Annotated in this window: 15 protein-coding genes and 1 pseudogene; 10 read left to right on the top strand and 6 right to left on the bottom strand. The window is 42.6% G+C overall.

Translation table 11 applies throughout. The annotated features are described in order from the left end of the window. The first annotated feature begins 185 nt into the window (after positions 1–185). Positions 186–377 (top strand): hypothetical protein, encoded by a 192-nt coding sequence (locus tag F6K49_RS02140; protein WP_293093776.1) that lies wholly within the window; start codon positions 186–188, stop codon positions 375–377. On the opposite strand, the gene rpmB is transcribed toward F6K49_RS02140, so the two are convergent. Then, positions 363–599 carry a 50S ribosomal protein L28 gene (gene rpmB / locus F6K49_RS02135; protein WP_293093773.1) on the bottom strand — a complete coding sequence of 79 codons (237 nt, stop codon included), beginning with the start codon at positions 597–599 and terminating at the stop codon, positions 363–365. The genes F6K49_RS02140 and rpmB overlap by 15 nt on opposite strands. A 72-nt stretch (positions 600–671) precedes the next feature. On the opposite strand from rpmB, the gene F6K49_RS02130 reads away from it, so the two are divergent. Further along, the gene (locus F6K49_RS02130) at positions 672–830 is read left to right on the top strand and encodes a hypothetical protein (RefSeq protein ID WP_293093770.1); all 159 of its coding nucleotides are present in this window, start codon (positions 672–674) and stop codon (positions 828–830) included. Positions 831–848: 18 nt separating this feature from the next. Here the strand turns inward: F6K49_RS02130 and F6K49_RS02125 are convergent. After that, positions 849–1,937: pseudogene (locus F6K49_RS02125) on the bottom strand (phosphoenolpyruvate carboxylase); the annotation flags it as partial. 943 nt (positions 1,938–2,880) lie between these two features. Between F6K49_RS02125 and F6K49_RS02120 the strand changes: the two are divergent. Further along, entirely contained in the window at positions 2,881–3,843 is a 963-nt protein-coding gene (locus F6K49_RS02120) for a peptidoglycan-binding protein (RefSeq protein WP_293053190.1), read from the top strand. 262 nt (positions 3,844–4,105) lie between these two features. Here F6K49_RS02120 and F6K49_RS02115 read toward each other — a convergent pair whose 3' ends face one another. Further along, a complete protein-coding gene (locus tag F6K49_RS02115; RefSeq protein WP_365973433.1) occupies positions 4,106–4,360 on the bottom strand; it encodes an AI-2E family transporter in 255 nt (84 codons plus the stop codon). A gap of 286 nt (positions 4,361–4,646) precedes the next feature. Here F6K49_RS02115 and F6K49_RS02110 point away from each other — a divergent pair, with 286 nt between their 5' ends. After that, positions 4,647–5,702: a DUF389 domain-containing protein gene (locus F6K49_RS02110; protein ID WP_293093767.1), complete on the top strand. Its 1,056-nt coding sequence runs from the start codon at positions 4,647–4,649 to the stop codon at positions 5,700–5,702. Between the two features lie 383 nt (positions 5,703–6,085). Further along, positions 6,086–6,760: a DUF488 domain-containing protein gene (locus F6K49_RS02105; protein WP_293017443.1), complete on the top strand. Its 675-nt coding sequence runs from the start codon at positions 6,086–6,088 to the stop codon at positions 6,758–6,760. Here the strand turns inward: F6K49_RS02105 and F6K49_RS02100 are convergent. Then, positions 6,720–6,863 (bottom strand): hypothetical protein, encoded by a 144-nt coding sequence (locus tag F6K49_RS02100; protein ID WP_293017442.1) that lies wholly within the window; start codon positions 6,861–6,863, stop codon positions 6,720–6,722. The genes F6K49_RS02105 and F6K49_RS02100 overlap by 41 nt on opposite strands. 20 nt (positions 6,864–6,883) lie before the next feature. Between F6K49_RS02100 and F6K49_RS02095 the strand changes: the two genes are divergently transcribed. From F6K49_RS02095 to F6K49_RS02080, 4 genes are all read left to right on the top strand, one after another. Beyond that, positions 6,884–7,330, top strand: a complete 447-nt coding sequence (locus tag F6K49_RS02095; RefSeq protein ID WP_293017441.1) for a DUF488 domain-containing protein — start codon at positions 6,884–6,886, stop codon at positions 7,328–7,330. Between the two features lie 262 nt (positions 7,331–7,592). Then, positions 7,593–8,303 carry a hypothetical protein gene (locus tag F6K49_RS02090; protein WP_293017440.1) on the top strand — a complete coding sequence of 237 codons (711 nt, stop codon included), beginning with the start codon at positions 7,593–7,595 and terminating at the stop codon, positions 8,301–8,303. 490 nt (positions 8,304–8,793) lie between these two features. Beyond that, the gene (locus F6K49_RS02085; protein WP_293093764.1) at positions 8,794–9,891 is read left to right on the top strand and encodes an ATP-binding protein; all 1,098 of its coding nucleotides are present in this window, start codon (positions 8,794–8,796) and stop codon (positions 9,889–9,891) included. A gap of 172 nt (positions 9,892–10,063) precedes the next feature. After that, positions 10,064–10,534, top strand: coding sequence for a DUF6174 domain-containing protein (locus F6K49_RS02080; RefSeq protein WP_293017438.1), 471 nt, complete (start codon positions 10,064–10,066; stop codon positions 10,532–10,534). Positions 10,535–10,673: 139 nt separating this feature from the next. Here F6K49_RS02080 and F6K49_RS02075 read toward each other — a convergent pair whose 3' ends face one another. After that, on the bottom strand, positions 10,674–11,342 hold the full coding sequence (locus tag F6K49_RS02075) for an NUDIX hydrolase (RefSeq protein ID WP_293017437.1): 669 nt from the start codon (positions 11,340–11,342) through the stop codon (positions 10,674–10,676). A 408-nt stretch (positions 11,343–11,750) separates the two neighbouring features. Here F6K49_RS02075 and F6K49_RS02070 point away from each other — a divergent pair, with 408 nt between their 5' ends. Next, on the top strand, positions 11,751–12,458 hold the full coding sequence (locus tag F6K49_RS02070) for a hypothetical protein (RefSeq protein WP_293017436.1): 708 nt from the start codon (positions 11,751–11,753) through the stop codon (positions 12,456–12,458). A 122-nt stretch (positions 12,459–12,580) separates the two neighbouring features. On the opposite strand, the gene F6K49_RS02065 is transcribed toward F6K49_RS02070, so the two are convergent. Next, positions 12,581–15,967, bottom strand: coding sequence for a HEAT repeat domain-containing protein (locus F6K49_RS02065; RefSeq protein WP_293093761.1), 3,387 nt, complete (start codon positions 15,965–15,967; stop codon positions 12,581–12,583). Positions 15,968–16,811: the final 844 nt, after the last annotated feature.

Genomic DNA, 16,811 nt, shown 5'->3' with positions numbered 1-16,811 from the left:
TGTTAACAGTTTACCTAACCTAGGATTTTCCTACCTCCTCTAAAGGCAGACTATATCCCCTTTACCAAAAACTCATAGATTTAACCTACCCACATTAAGCGAAAAACCCATCATCCCCAGAGAAAAAAACATGGGGAGATGGGGATATGGGGCGGGGGCGCGGGAAGTGTGGGAAGTGCGGGGAGATGGGGATATGGGGAGATGGGGAGATAGGGAGATGCTCAATTATCGGGTTAATATATCATATCTGTTTTAAAATGTTCCCGACTCCCGACTCCCGACTCCCGATTCCCGTTCCCCTCCTGGGAGGGGAACGGGGTGGGTTCCGATTCCCTACTCCCTACTCCCTACTCCCTATTCCCTTAATAATGATTTAGATTAATACCAGCTTCCTGAGCCATTGCTTGCAGGCCCTTCTTCTGTAAGGTCTTAATCGCCCTAGTGGAAATCCGCAGCTTCACCCAGCGTTTCCCTTCTTCCCACCAAACTCTTTTAACCTGTAAGTTAACGTTTTGTAAGCGCTTAGTCCGACGGTGGGAGTGAGAAACGGCATAGCCGTTATTGGCCTTTTTACCAGTCAACTGACATCTACGGGACATGGGGTACCTCTTGATTTACGTCTGTTCTTGATCATATCTCGGAGATGGTGCGGGGAGTGGGGAGATGGGGAGATGGGGAGGTGGGGAGATGGGGAGATGGGGAGATGGGGAGGTGTGGGGAGTGTGGGGAGTGTGGGGAGATGGGGAGATGGGGAGATGGGGAGGTGTGGGGAGTGTGGGGAGTGTGGGGAGAGGGGGAGATGGGGAGATGGGGAGGTGGGGAGATTGTGAGAGGGGGGGCTTGGTNGGTCAGCCAGTATTACGCATGCCAGCAGCAATACCGTTGATAGTCAATAAGGCTCCTCGTAGTAACTCTCCCTTACTATACCGGGATTGAACCACACCCAATGTTACCTGGTTGCTATGTTGACGCAGGCGTTTGAGCAAAGATACCTGTAAAAATCCTAAGGGAACGATGGTACCATTACGCAACTGTACAGACCGTTGTAAATTTGGGTCGCCATCTAGCAGTGTTTGGTGTCCTGTGATCGTCAGGACTAAATTGCATGTAAGGTTAAATTCCTTAGCAATTTGCTCAAACAAATGCTCGAAGCGTTCCAGGTCTTCAGGGTTTGAAAGTTCCTTGAGATAGTGGTGAGCAATTTGTAAATCCACCTTGGCTAAGGTCATCTCTACTTTGGAAATAACCATTTTGAAGAAGGGCCATTTTGAGTAGAAACAGCGCAATAGGTTGATATTCTCCTCTGGATCCTGATCGACAAAGCTTTGTAGTGCAGTGCCAACACCGTACCAGCTCGGTAGCAAGAAGCGGCTTTGAGTCCAGCTAAAGACCCAAGGAATTGCCCGCAGACTGCTTAAATCCTTCTTCCCTGATTTACGCCGTGCAGGTCGAGAACTAATTTGCAACTGGCTAATTTCTTGAATCGGTGTCACTTGATGGAAGAAATCTACCAGATCTGGTTGCTCGTGAATCAGAGCTCGGTAATGGGTACGGGAGGTCTGAGCTAACTCCTCCATAATTTCATTCCAGGGCTGGATATCATCAAAGCCATTATTGAGTAAGCTAGCTTGAATCACTGCTGTCGCTATTGTTTCGAGATGATAGAGCGCTAGTCCTGGAAGAGAGTACCTAGAAGCAAGGACTTCCCCCTGTTCGGTAATTTTGATTCGGCCATTGATACTGCGACCCGGTTGCGCCAGGATAGCTTCATAAGATGGACCACCACCACGACCGACTGAACCACCACGACCATGGAAGATCCGTAAAACAATACCGTACTCTTGGGCCACGTGCTCTAAGGCTTTCTGAGCTTTGTGGATTTCCCAGTTGCTACTGAGGAAGCCAGAATCTTTGTTACTGTCGGAGTAGCCGAGCATATTGTGCGTTTGGTTAATTGGTGGCAGGGAGTTCCATTTGCAGCTACCCGATGTTCTCGTTTTGCTGCTCTTGGGCCGACCGGTTGACCTATGTCTAAACAAATATTAATTTCGCCAGCGGTATCAAAGTTGGGGGATTTAGGGGGCTTGAGCACAACCAGATTATCATGCATTCATTCCTTGATTCAGCAACGCCGAAATCCTTACCCTACTTTGGTGATTATCCATTTATAAAAATCGACCTATCAGTAGTTTATAAAGCAGATTTTTAATGGAAATATATTAAGAACAAGGCGTTGCTGAATTTGGGAATGAATAGGAGTAGAGTGGGCATCCTGCCCGCGAGAAAATAAGCATGAAACTGGCAAGATGCCCGTTCCACGCAAGATGCCCATTCGACCTTACTCTTAAAATCATTCCATTATTAAGCAACGCTGTATTAATTAGTCATTAGTGAATAATCACGATTCAGGATTATACTTAACCTAGACACAAGCCGTTACATCTCGAAAACTACTTCTGTCCTATTCCCTTTTGCCTGTTCAACACATCTGGCACAATCTTTAATTATATCAAATTAAATCACTAACGAGTCCAAAAAAAGTACCCTCAAGGGTACTGTCAAAGGATTATTGTATTGCTGATAATCAAAATAGTACTGAAATTTTATTGCACCTGAGTCGTTATAGTGGGCAATTATTCCACTCTAAGATTAAGCTAGGGATAACGTTGATAATATAGCACTACGCATTAAGGTGTTTGAAATTGATACAAGCAGCAAAAGGTGCGACCCGTGGGAAACTATTGCCTATTGCTAGCATGCCTATTGCCTTGCGCGTAGCGCTATATTGCCGAACCTACGGCTAGTGACAGTGGTGCAAGATTTCAGGGAAAGCAACTAGAGTAAACCATTGAGTTAGGTATATATCCTAAATTTATAGTGATGGCAGACTATAGCAATCTCGAAAGCAATCTTGAATCAGAACAAACAAAACATGCAGATTTTTGTGAAGATTGTCACCAAATTAACCTGATAGATAATCAGCTTCAAACCCTGATCCAGACACAAGCGATCGCAAAAAATCGATTAACTACTGTTCGACAGGCTCCTGGCTGCTCTACTTCTATCCTGCGGGGACTAGACCAGCAGCTGATTGATGAAATGAATAGCATCGGACCCAATAGCTTGGTCAGTTTTGCCGACCTAGATGTGGCTAATGGTCCAGCAGTTCACCCTTTCCTTCAGGCAGTAGCTAAGCAGTCCTTGGCACGGGCAATTAAGGCTCGTGGTCGCACCCTTTCGGTCAATTCTGCTTACCGAACTATTGCTCAGCAACTAATGCTATTCAATCATGGTAAAGTTAGACGCTGTGGTATTGGTGTGGTTGCCCCTCCTGGTAGAAGTAATCACCAGAGTGGTTTAGCCCTAGATATTAATGACGAGCAAGGCTGGAGACCCTATCTAGAGCGAGAGGGTTGGAGGTGGTTTGGACCTGCGGATAGGCCTCACTTTGACTATATTGGCAGAGGTACACGAAACATTCGTCCTGTTGCAGTTAAAGCGTTTCAGCGACTCTGGAACCAATATAATCCGGACAAACCCATTGCTGAAGATGGGATTTACGGACGAAATACTGAAGCGCGACTGAATCAAGCCCCCATAGTTGGCTTTGGAGAAACTAACGAATCTATTCCAGACAGAAGACTCAGCCTGACTCAACCCTATCTCGAAGGTGAGGATGTTCGCGAAGTTCAGGAAGCTTTAATTAAAGCAACTATTACTGTCGAGGTAGATGGCGTTTTTGGTCCCGCTACTGAGAAAGCTGTTAAGGAATTCCAGAAGCTAAAAGATTTAACAGTAGATGGAATCGTTGGACCTACAACTCGCTCGGCTCTGGGATTGTAATATCATCTCCGGTTGAATACTTACACCCTTGGCCGAATCGAAGGCAGAAGGCAGAAGGCAGAAGGCAGAAGTAAAGGAGTAAGGTTTCATCGGAGATGGTTTTTGATTACTAATTATCCGGACATGATATAAGCTGATTTGTCAACTTCTTAATGTCATTATCTCTCTTTTGTCACTCTAGGCAGAAGAGAGATTGTATGAGTCTGGTTAATCACTTAGTATTAAGCTTAATGGTTATTAATTTTCCATTTTAAATTGACTCTCAACTGTTCCCGATTCCCGATTCCCGATTCCCGATTCCCGATTCCCTAATAATTTCCACTAGACTTTTCACGACACCTGTGAGGGTAATTGCGAGAATTACCCCCAACAATCCTCCCAGTTTAACTCCCAATAGCAAATAGACAAAGATAATCACTGGGGATAAACCGGTCAAGTTACGGAGAACTCTCGGAGCAATGAAGTTGTCTTTGATCTGCTGTAGTCCTACGGATACCACGAATATAGCACTACCCATTCATAGGGTAGCTGTGATAAACAAGCCTAACAGGATTTGACCGATCCAGTTATTAAGATTAGTAGCCAAGTGATCAGTAACTGTTGAATTGGTGAAAAAATAGAATTCATTGACAATCGGCTCAGGTAATAGTACTGACTGGTAGGAGCAGTAACGTTACCTAATGATTATCCGATCTACCAGTCAGATTGTGAAGTCGTAGATTATACCTTAATTATGGTCAATTGTCAATATGTGTTGGTGAAAGATAATTAAGCTCAATAGTCAGGAGCATCGTCTATTATCTATGGAAAAGGAAAACCAAAATAATCAAAAGACTCAAAAGACTAAAACTAGAGTCTCCAAAACCTTGAATCTTTTCAGGAACTTTGGCTTAAAGGCAATTCCAATTATGATGGTAAGGAATTCTCTGGTTGAGGAATCAGAACTTACCCTCAATTTCTTAGTTTTAATCATTAGCTCTTGTTTAATTGCCACCTTTGGACTAGTGCTCAACAGTGCTGCGGTGATTATTGGAGCGATGATTATTGCTCCTCTGATGTTGCCCTTAAGAGGATTGTCCTTTGCTACCTTGGAAGGAGATTGGCAACTGTTACGGAGTAGTTTTGTTTCCATTGCTGTAGGCACCGTACTCGGTATAAGTTGTTCTTGGTTGGTTGGTACAGTTATCGGATTCCCTGAATTTGGAGCCCAAGTTTTAGCAAGAACTCAACCCAATCTGATTGATTTACTGGTTGCGATCGTGGCCGGGGGAATTAGTGGTTTCTCTAAAATTCGTCCGTCTTTAGAGGATGCGGTACCAGGGACAGCAATTGCAGTAGCCCTAATGCCTCCCCTTTGTGTCGTTGGGTTAACCCTATCCCAGGGAGAATGGACTTTGAGTCAGGGGGCATTTCTCCTTTATATTACTAACCTGATTGGGATTAACCTAGCTTGTATGATCGTCTATGTCTTTAGCGGATATGCTCAGAGTACTGAACTGAGCCGGTCTTTAAACTGGGGATTCTCGTTAGTGCTGATTGCTGTGTTAGTGGTGCCCCTAGGACTTACCTTTTGGGACGTGCTTGAGCAAGGAAGAGTTGAGGAGCCAGTTCAGGAATTGATTAATAAGAGTCAAGTGTTTAACAAACCAGGTATAACAGAAGTTTCTACTTGGAAGATCAATCGGAAAACTAATCCTCCTTCTATCGAAATGGATATCCGTTCAATAAAACCGATTACACCGGAACAGGTTAAGAGGTTTGAAGATGCGGTTAACATTAAGCTAGGTAAACCCTTTAAAGTGATAGTTGAGGTTACTCCATTTATACCAGTGGAATCGCCTAATCCTCAACCTAATTAACTTTAATTTGACCTAACCAACTATAGCAATTCGACCTTCGCTAGGGAGATAGGGAGATAGGGAGATGGGGAGATGGGGAGATAGTGCCCACCCCACCTCCCTTTCACGCCTATTAACCTGACAATTTCTTCCGATTAATGAAACAGCTGCGTAGGGTGCGTTAGGGGGGCCTCATTTTCCGCCTCGTAGCCATCATTGGGATAGTCCGCCCCGTAACGCACCACCACAAGGCTCGCTTAATATCAAGTCAGGTTGAATACCCATAATTAGAGGGAGGGTGGGGAGATGGGGAGATGGGGAGATGGGGAGATTTTTATTAAGGGTAATTATCCCGACATGATATAAGAAGACGTAAAGAATGGGAAGAAGGGAGATTGTTGGAAATGATTAATACAATTAGTAATACTGGGAAATTATTCACTATTGGTCATTCTAATCTCAGTATTGAGGATTTTATTGCTTTACTCAAGCAGCACGGAATTACGGCGGTGGCTGATGTGCGATCGCATCCTTACAGCCGTTACTTACCTCATTTTTGTCAAGCCCCCCTCAAGGCTGAACTATTGTCGGCAGGAATTCGCTATGTGTTTCTGGGTAAGGAGTTGGGGGCAAGACCGGCTGATCTCAGTTGTTATGTTGGTGGTAAAGCGTTATATGAAAAAATTGCCGCCACTGACCTGTTTTCAGCGGGTCTTAAACGGGTAATTCAAGGGGCTGAAACGTACCAAATTGCCTTAATGTGTGCTGAAAAAGACCCGATCACTTGCCATCGGACAATTTTAGTCTGCCAACATTTAGTGAAATCGGGGTTAGAGATTAATCATATTCTCAATGATGGCAGCTTAGAGTCCCATCAGGATTTAGAAGAGAGGTTGCTCAGCTCTCATGGGTTAAGTGATTCCCAAATCAAACAACCGAAGCAACTTTCCCTATTTGATGACCCGACATCTATGGATAACTGGGAGAATTGCTCTCGGGAGGATAGACTTAAGGAAGTTTATCATAGGCAAGGGGATACTATTGCTTATCTAGCAAAGGGAACAGGGAATAGGGAGTAGGGAGTAGGGAGTAGGGAGTAGGGAGTAGGGAGTAGGGAGTAGGGAGTAGGGAGTAGGGAGTAGGGAGTGGGGAGTAGGGGGAAAAAAAATGAGTGTACCTCATAAGTAATAGAAAGGCTATATATGAATCCAACTATTAATTTATTTACAATTGGGTTTACTAAAAAGAGTGCTCAACAGTTCTTTGAGCTTCTGATTAATGCTGGAGTAAGGCGAGTTATCGATACCAGACTCAATAATAAATCTCAATTAGCTGGTTTCACCAAAAAGACGGATTTTGAATACTTTTTGCAGCAAATTGGTAATATTGACTATATACATCGTCTAGAGTTGGCTCCGACCAAGGATATCCTAGATACCTATAAAAAAAATAATGGTGATTGGGAAACCTACGAAAAACAGTTCTTACAATTAATTACAGAGCGTGAAATCGAAAAGAAGGTATCACCAGACTTATTAGATGGTAGCTGTCTGCTGTGTAGTGAACCTACTCCCCATAACTGTCATCGCCGTTTAGTAGCAGAATATCTGAGTCAAAAATTGGGAACTATAAAAATAGTTCACCTATGATTTAGACCAAATCCCCTTTGTTAAGACCATAGAAAAACATCAGTAAGCTATCAGCTCTCAGCTCTCAGCTCTCAGCTCTCAGCTATCAGCTATCAGCTATCAGCTATCAGCTCTCAGCTCTCAGCTCTCAGCCATTCGCCTGTGGCGAAGCTACAGCGAACAGCTTTTGAATAAAATAAGCTGACCACTGACCACTGACCACTGACCACTGACCACTGAATGCTTACGTCTAGACTAACCTTACTTGGGATTAGATAGCAGCATGACTCAGATTATTTGCTTGGCTAACTCCTGGAAGCGTGGCGAGAGATGTATCGCTGGAATTAATTCCCTTAAACGTCAATGGATTCGTCCTGTATCTGATTTACCCGATGGTCGCATTCCGAAACCAATGCGTCAAATTGCGGGAAGGGAACCAACGTTACTGGATATTTTAGATATTCCTTTGGCTAAAACTGGACCCGACTTTGGCTTTGAGTGTGAAAATCTTTTGGTATTACCAGGACAATGGCGACGAGTAGGACAAGTTCCCCCTGGATATCTGAATAAGTTTTGTAGCAGGGAAAAATACATTCTTCATAATAATGAGCGCTATGTAACCGTGAATTTCTTGCAGTCATTACCGGTAGAGCAACGCTGTACACTCCAACTTGTGAAAGCTGTGGAATTCTTGGTTCAACCTATTGGTATCAGACGTGAGGGTGTAGAAAAATGGGAAGGTTCACTGGTAACAGATTTTGGACAAGAATTGACTGCTACCATTACTGATCCGGTATTTGTGAGGTATTTAGAGTTAGGGTATCGACCGCAAAATCAGTGTTTGGTTACGGTTAGTCTCAGCATGCCTTGGCGACCTGATCATTGGCAAAAGGATGGTGATCCTTGTTGGAAGTTGATAGCGGGTGTTATTGAATTACCTAACAAATCCGGGAATAAACTTAGACTAGGAATGGATGATGAGCTACCTTTTTAGGAATTAAAGTAGGGTGGGCAAAGTAATAGAATTTAGAGTATTCCGAATAATCCAACAGTTTTTGCCCACCCTACAAGCTACATTTTTTTTCAATTTTGTTTAAAATAAATACCAATTAAAGTAGGGTGGGCAAATTCATATAATCATTAATACTAAAAATAAATAAACGGTTTTGCCCACCCTACAAGCTAATGGATATATTTGCCTAGCAATAATGATAGTTTTATTTATTTTTGCTACAGAGGATACGGGAATCAGGTCATAAGGTGATAAACTGGTAATGTAAGGCAGTGATATAGGGGATTAAGGTATAGCAATATTTGGTTTAATTGGTATTACTAGTAACAGATGCGATCGGCGAAGCCGCGCCAAAGGCGATCGCATCTCTAGTAACTAGCTTCCTATAATCAACTAAATCATGGCTTTACCATTGTTTACTATTCACAAAGATTAATGGATAATCCCCAAGTAAGCATGGGAGACCCTAGTGATGCTAGTTGAATTCAGCGTAGAAAATTATCGCTCATTTAAAGAGCGCCAGACCTTGAGCATGGTGGCATCTAATAAAAAAAATGGGCGTAATAGCAATAGTTTCCCGATGCCTAATGTCAAGTCTCTGCGCCTACTCACCAGCGCTGTGGTCTACGGTCCTAATGCTTCGGGGAAGAGCAATCTGGTGCGTGCAATGCAGACTATGCGTCAGATTGTGCTTCAGTCAGCCACTGGCATGCAGCTTGGCAGTAGATGGAATATCGAACCATTTCGGTTAAATGCTGACTACCAGAACAAGCCGAGCTGTTTTGAAATTATTTTCATTGAGGATAATATTCGCTACCAATACGGATTTTCCTTAGACCAAGAGCGAGTTTACGAAGAGTGGCTAATCGCGTATCCCAAAGGACGTGCTCAAACTTGGTTTGAGCGTAACTATTGTTCAGAAGAACAGGAGTATGATTGGTATTTTGGGCGAGGGCTGAAAGGCGAGAAGGAACGTATTAAGGGTTTTGTTCGCCCAAATTCTTTATTTTTATCTCATGCTGCCCAAAATAACCCTCCTCAGTTAGGAAAACTATTTCTATGGTTTAGCTCTAAGTTGAATTTAATTCCATCAAGGTTTCAATACTATTATAAATTTACGGATTTAAAATTTGATATATCTACTAATTATAGTGACAATTTTTTTAAATTAATCAAGGGAAATGATTTCGGATTATCAAATGGTATCCAACAACTATGTGAAATTGGAGGATATTGGATAAATGCTTTGGATAATGGAGAAATTTTAATTATTGATCAACTAGACCGCAGCTTACATTCAGAAATATCAACCTATTTAATCAAGGAATTCAATAATCAAGCAGCTAATCAAAATAATGCTCAATTGATCGTTACTACCCACGATACAACTTTCCTAGATCGAGACATAGTAAATCAAGACCAGATATGGTTCACAGAAAAAGGTAGCAACAATAGCACTAAGCTCTATTCGTTACTAGATTTTCAAGTTCGTGAGGATGAATCTCTACAAAAAGGCTACCTAAAAGGTCGATATGGAGCGGTTCCCTTTGTCATTGGGCTGGATAGTTAGATACCTACAAGACTACTAAAAATTGATCTGACTATAGCATCAAGGGTCAGGTAACGAGAGTAAGTAAGTTTTTGCCTCCGCCTCCCTACCGAATAATGGCAACAAAATCACTAGCAGATTCGTCAACCATCCCGACTTATGATTGGTCGCTCTACTTGGTGACTGGAATACTATGACGCTACACTCCAGACTCTATCGCTATTGTTGGTTAGGATTACTGGTGATGATGCTGCCACTTTCCGCTTGTGCTAGTGATCCTTCCCCTGAGCAGCAATTGGAACAAAACCAGGAACGTTGGGAAACTCAACAGCTAGATAACTACCGGTATACATTACAGGTATCTTGCTATTGTATTGGTGAAGTCACTCAGCCAGTTGTTGTAGAAATCCGTAATGGTGAAACCACTTCCATTGTTGCTGCTGATAGCGGCAAACCAGTGAATCGTAAATTTTTTAATACCTATGATTCCGTCTCGAAGCTATTCGATGTTGTCCAAAAGGCTATTGATCAGGATTATTATAAGCTTGATGTTACCTACGACGCTACCTTAGGTTATCCAACTAAAATCGATATGGACTTCAGGGAACAGATAGCGGATGATGAAAGAACTTTGACTATTGATAATTTGGAAGAATTAAAGTAGGGTGGGCAAAGTAATATTATTTATAATAATCAAAATAATTAAACGGTTTTTGCCCACCCTACGAGCTACTGCAAGCAATCCCTGATCAAGGAGGAAATCTTGATTGGAAGGTTCACTACGTGGATGGCACCGTGGTCTGCTACAAATTTTTCCTCAGGTTGTCCAAAATGTAATAGAACCAGTCGGTGTCTCGGTCGCCTTTGAGTGCTTGGATTTTAGACCAGTCATTGTTAAGATTCCAGCTCTCCCCGGACGCCAGCTCATTGTCCTGTGGACATCCCGGGTATTTTTTGTGAATTTCGTTGTAATTCTTAATGTTCCCCTTACGGATTTCTTCAGCGACCTTAACACCCGTCTTGAGGTTTTTCTCCGCATCATCTTTGATCCTTGAGAAATCCTGACTTGATAATAGATAGTACACACCGTAGTATTCGGCGTTGCCTTGACCCTGGTGAAACTCCCTGGGCTCTAATTTGCCACTGAAATTTCTAAGCTCAACACCGGTTTCCTCGTAGAATTCGTTAGCGGCACCAATCGCCGGATCGCTTCCCGCTGGTTCCAGCTTTCCACCAGGAAGCGCTTTTTTGCCAGAACCGTTTAATTGTTGGCCCTTTGGTATTACGTTCCCTCCGCTTGATGAGTTGTTGTGAAAAAAGTAGCCTTTTTGATTCTTCGTGCCAATGTAAAAGTTCCCCGATTGCTCGTAAACAACTGCGTAAGTCTGAGCAGCATGAGCTGGGGAGGCAGAAGCAATAAAAGTGAAGCATACCAGAAGTATTACACAGGTGAGTGTAGCAAGCTTTTTCATTACTTTTTCCGATTTTAGGTTTTGATAAGCAGGTGCACAAAATTAATTACACATTTTTCAAAACTAAAAGCCTTACAATGTAAGGGTTACAGAGATTGGTAGTAGAAAATTAATTTTGTTTAGGTGCTTAGTAAAAATTATAGGATAGATTCAAACATATTTATCCTTAATCTGAGTTTGATAGAACCAAAACTGCTGAAATATATACCTGATAGTGGTTACAGCATATCTTTAGCCTCCACACCCTGAGTTCGATTCTAAATTAAATATATATAATTGACTATAAGGTTTATTAACTCAAATCTGTGGCATCAATCCTTTGCCTGCGGAATGCGATCGCACTACTCCCTACTCCCTACTCCCTAAAACCCAAAACAAAAATACCTGATCCAATTCAAAAGTGCTATAATGAAAATTAAACAATTACTAACACCTATTGTAGTAGGTTGTATAGTTACTGCTGCTCCAGTAGCGTTGGCGGATAGCCCCTTAACTAGTACTCCTTTTGCTAAGGCATATAAAGATGTTGATATGATTACATATGCCTCGGTTTATGGACTTAATGATAAGGTTTTCCAAAACCTAAGCAATCCTAATATTACCCATGATGTGCGAGCAGCGATTATCAACCAACTTGGGTTTTCTGTTGAGCCAAGCCAGAGGGCTAATCAGTATCTTGAGTATATTGCTCGCAGCCGTAGTCAGCAGCCATCAGCGATTACCCTTGAGATGTTAACTGCAGCCGAAGCCCTAGCGCTAGGCTATTTACTAGCTATGGATGACCCGACTTTGGAGAGTGCTGTTGCAGCAGCCAATCGCTCTAGATCAAGCAGTAGTTTGGGGCAAGTTCAGCGAGCTAATGCTTTATTATTATTGGATGCAGCAGTTGTGAAAGATCCTGAGGATTTCTCTATTGCTTTCATCCGTAGCCTGGTTCGGGCACAACAGTCATTACGGGCAGGGATTGGGAATTGGTGTGCGGTTTACCAGAATGTTTTTTCGGTATTAAAGGACTTTCCCCGTCAACGCAACATGCGCCCTGAAGCGATTGATATGGTTAACGATTATATTAGAGGCTACCGGAACTATTGTAATACTCGCTCTATTTCTCGATGAGATGGGATTTGGAATGCGATCGCAAAACCTAATTCTGTCTCTAGTCTGCAATGGGAGCGTACGCAAAAGCCAATCTTGTGTGTAGTCTACAATGGAAGCGTACGCAAAACCCTCCCTACTCCCTATTCCCTACCTACAACCAAATCCCACAGCACATCAATACCATTGCCCACATAGTCAGAATCCTGGTGTTGTTCAATCCATTCAATCACAGTGGGGAGAACATGATTGGATGTTTTGCCCAATTCAACCAAGGCATCGGCTGCACTACTGCCCACAGAATAGCCATTATCATTTAGTAGTTCTAGTAGAGCGTTGACTAGGGTTTCTGAGCTGTTGCCCAATGTAACCAAGGCATTGGCTGCTGTTATACGCACATCATATTGATTATCTTCAAGCAGTGCTGGTAGGACGTTGACTACGGTTTCCGAGCTGTTAGCCAATTCAGCCAAGGCATTGGCTGACCTCCAACGCACATCAGAGTCATTATCCTCAAGCCGTGCTAGTAGGCCGTTGACTACGGTTTGTGAGCTGTTGCCCAATTCACCCAAGGCATCGGCTGCCGTCATACGCACAAAAGAGTCATTATCCTCAAGAAATGCTAGTAGGCCGTTTACTAGGGTTTGTGAGCTGTTGCCCAATTTAACCAAGGCTTCGGATGCCGTTATATCCACATAATAGCCATTATCCTCAAGCAGTCCTTGTAGGCTGTTGACTACGGTTTGTGAGCTGTTGCCCAATTCACCCAAGGCTTTAGCTGAGGTCATACGCACAAAATCGTCATTATCCTGAAGCAATGCTAGTAGGCCGTTTACTAAGGTTTCTGAGCCCTTGCCCAATTCACCCAAGACCTCGCTTACCTTTATACGCACATCAAAGTTATTATCGTGAAGCAGTGCTAGTAGGCCGTTGACTACGCTTTCTGAGCTGTTGCCCAATTCAAGCAAGGCTTTGGCTGCCGTTATACGCACATAACAGTCATTATCCTTTAGTAGTTCTAGTAGGCCGTCGACTACGGTGTCTGAGCTGTTGCCCAATTTACCCAAGGCATTGGCTGCCGTACTACGCACACCAGAGTCATTATCCTTTAGTAGTTCTAGTAGGCCGTCGACTACGGTGTCTGAGCTGTTGCCCAATTTACCCAAGGCATTGGCTGCCCTCCAACGTACATCAGAGTCATTATGCTCAAGCAGTGCTAGTAGGCCGTTGACTAAGGTTTCTGAGCTGTTGCCCAATTCACCCAAGGCATAGGCTGCGCTCCAATGCACATTAGAGTCATTATCTTTCAGTCGTTTTAGCCATATTTCAATTACCTGATCTTTTTCCCCTAATTCAGCTCGATAGTCCAGCAATCGCCAGTCACTAATTAAATCAGATTGCTTCTTCAACAATTCTAATACCTGTGCTTGAAAATCCGTTTCAGACAAACTGCAAATTATTTGATAAACCTGCTCGCTAATCTTATTCACAACGCGCTTATCTTTACTTACCTCCAAATTAACCAAGCGCTCTAAAATCTCTTTGACTAACCCACGATCAGCACCCCGCAAATTCTTGGGGTTTTCCGCCAAACAATTACCAGCAAACAACAAATCCCGATGCAACCACTGCTCATAGCCACTCTTATTATTCAAAACCGCCCGAATTGCCCTCGCCGCTTTTTTCGGTTGTTGTTGTGCTATCAGCAATAGTAACACCTCGCGCCAGTGGGAGTCATGCAAATGCTCCCGAATCGGATCCAATACAATATCGAAATCCCCCTCATTATCTGCCTGATAGTCAATATCTTCCGCACACAAATATTCCTGAAAAGTCTTATGGACAAAAGCATAACAATCTTGCCCCTGCTCATTCAACAAACCGGTGCGATCGCGAATCAATTCTACAAATCTTTTCGCCTCTTGCTCAGCCTGATGAAGCTTCACCTCCTTCATGGTCTTAATTTGCTGCTTCAACTGATCAATCAAATCATCCCGGTCTATCAACGTGCCACTGTCGTTATCTTCAGCATTTCCCTGGGTATGAATCCAATAAGCCAGGGATTCCATCAACCGGCGTAAATCATCCTCGACATCCAAATACTTCAACCGCTTATCACTACTTAAGTCTTTAGGCTCATCCCAATTGATTAACAAGGTCTCCACCGCCTTGTCATAAAGCTTATGGCGTTTTTTGGGCAATACCGCTTGATACCGATGAATCAAGGCAATAATTGTCAACAATAACGGATTCCGTGCCAACAACTTAATCCGGTCATTATCATCCAGAGCCTTTCGTAACGTCTCCTTGCGCCTTTCCGCTTCTTCTTTGTCTGTAAACCTACTACCATACCAGTTATCAATAAATGCCGAAATCTTCTGGTCATCAAAGGGTTGGATTTGATAGTGAGGAAAGTCCTCAGTGCGGAAAAAGTCCCGTCGATAACCAGCCGGTCTAGATGTAATAATAGCGCGATTTCTGTTAAACTGTCCTAAAAAATTATTGATGCGCCTGACCACATCATCGCGTTTAGCGTCTTCTGCTACTTCATCCAAACCATCTAGCAATATCAAGGCTCTACCATCAGACAACCAATGCTCAAAAAATCCTTCTGGTAAGGGTTTGCATTCCATGGTTTTTTGAGCAAACATCCGGGCATAGTCGATCAGGCTTTTATCTAGGTGTTTATCTAGATATCTCTGCCAGTCTCTTATCCTAATTAAAATCGGTAGCCAGCCCCTATCACCATCTAATCCCAAAACCTTAGGATTACTCTGATCTAAAATTACGGCAAAATAACTCATCAAGGTTGTTTTGCCGGAGCCTGGCGCACCCAATATTACCACTGGTTTTGACTGATCTTGTTTCGACTGATTTTGAGTCAATAACTGATCAGCCAAAAATTTCCTAGGAGTTGTCTTTTCCAAAAGCGCCATTTCTGGTTTTTCACCACTTTCCTCTGCTAACCGCTCCAATTCCAAATCCCTAGCAGTTGCCACCTCCTCTACTACATCTGGCATTACAAAAATATGGGCTAATTTCTCTGATTTATCTACCTCTTGCCCAGCCACAGCAATGCCAGCAAATGTAACATCATCAAACCAATTGGCTAACTGTTGACAATAATCCTGTTTAGCTACCTGAAACTTTAGATAAGTAGCAGTATGCTGAAAATAAGCATTAACAAAGGTTTCAACCCAATCCTGTAGACTGGCTTCTTGATTTAGTTTAATGTTATTGTCTTTAGCTTGCTTTTGAAATGCTTTGATTAAAATATCCCGGTTTGGCTTCCCTTGATTAAGTAAGGGTTTGGTTAATTCCGCCACAACCGCCGAATTAGTAAAATAGTCGCGCAAAAAATTAAAATTTTTAACTTTATTCAATGCATCCAGAGGAGCGTGAACAAATAAACGCTGTTGACTATCGAGTTTTTTGTCCGATTGATCAACGGCTTTGGCTCCAGCTTTGATAGCTTTTTCGATATCAGTTTTAGTCAGAAATTGCGCTATACCCTTTCCTACTCTGGTCACAGCTAACAAAGATGACGCTATTTTCGGTATTTCCAAAATAGCCGAAAGTGAGAATACTTCAAACATCGATATCTAATTATTTTATTCAATTAGTTTAATTATACTCTTGGCTCCAGGGAATCGATAATTGTCCAAAAGCTTTAATAGTTTGTTACATTTTTTTGATAAATGCTAGAGCAAGCCATAGTAGGTAGGAGCTACTGGGGTAAAATACTTCCTTTAATTTTTAATCCTGATAAAAAGGCGAGGCTCTGAGCTGCTATGGGGTAAGCATTCAGCCGTCAGCTGTCAGCTGTCAGCCCTTGGCTTAAAACAAGATATTAGGCTTAGGAGTTCAACGGACTCAAAGCCAAATACAATGAATTCCTTAGAGGTTGTCTGAGAAGTCTCATTTGCTACATCCAAGCCCCCTAAATCCCCCAATTTTGGGGGACTTTTAGAAGCAAATTGACTCTTGTCCCCCCCAAGCGAGGGATTGCTCGCTTGGGGGGCTAGGGGGGCAAAATTCAGTATAAAAAAACTTTTCAGATATCCTCTTAGCCGAAACGCCAAGGAACTGAGATTAAAGCAATGCTTGTCTCTTTAATTCAAAAGCTGTTCGCGTAGCGTGCGCATAGCGCTTAAGCTGATAGCTGAATGCTTACGCTATGGGATTGACCTGCATGTTACGCTACGCGATCGCTAGGAAATCTACCCTAAAAAAAACGCGATCGCTACTCCTAACTTAAGCTAAAAAAACAAAAAAAATCATCTAAAATATTTCACTCATACCCCCCAAATCAAAAAAACATTCCAAAAAAAATCTGAAAAATACTTGACAAATTAAATAATTATTTATTAACAT

It is taken from the genome of Moorena sp. SIO3I6 (assembly GCF_010672095.1).
Note: the sequence above shows the minus strand (reverse complement) of the source record. Positions and strands in the feature narration are given on the sequence as shown.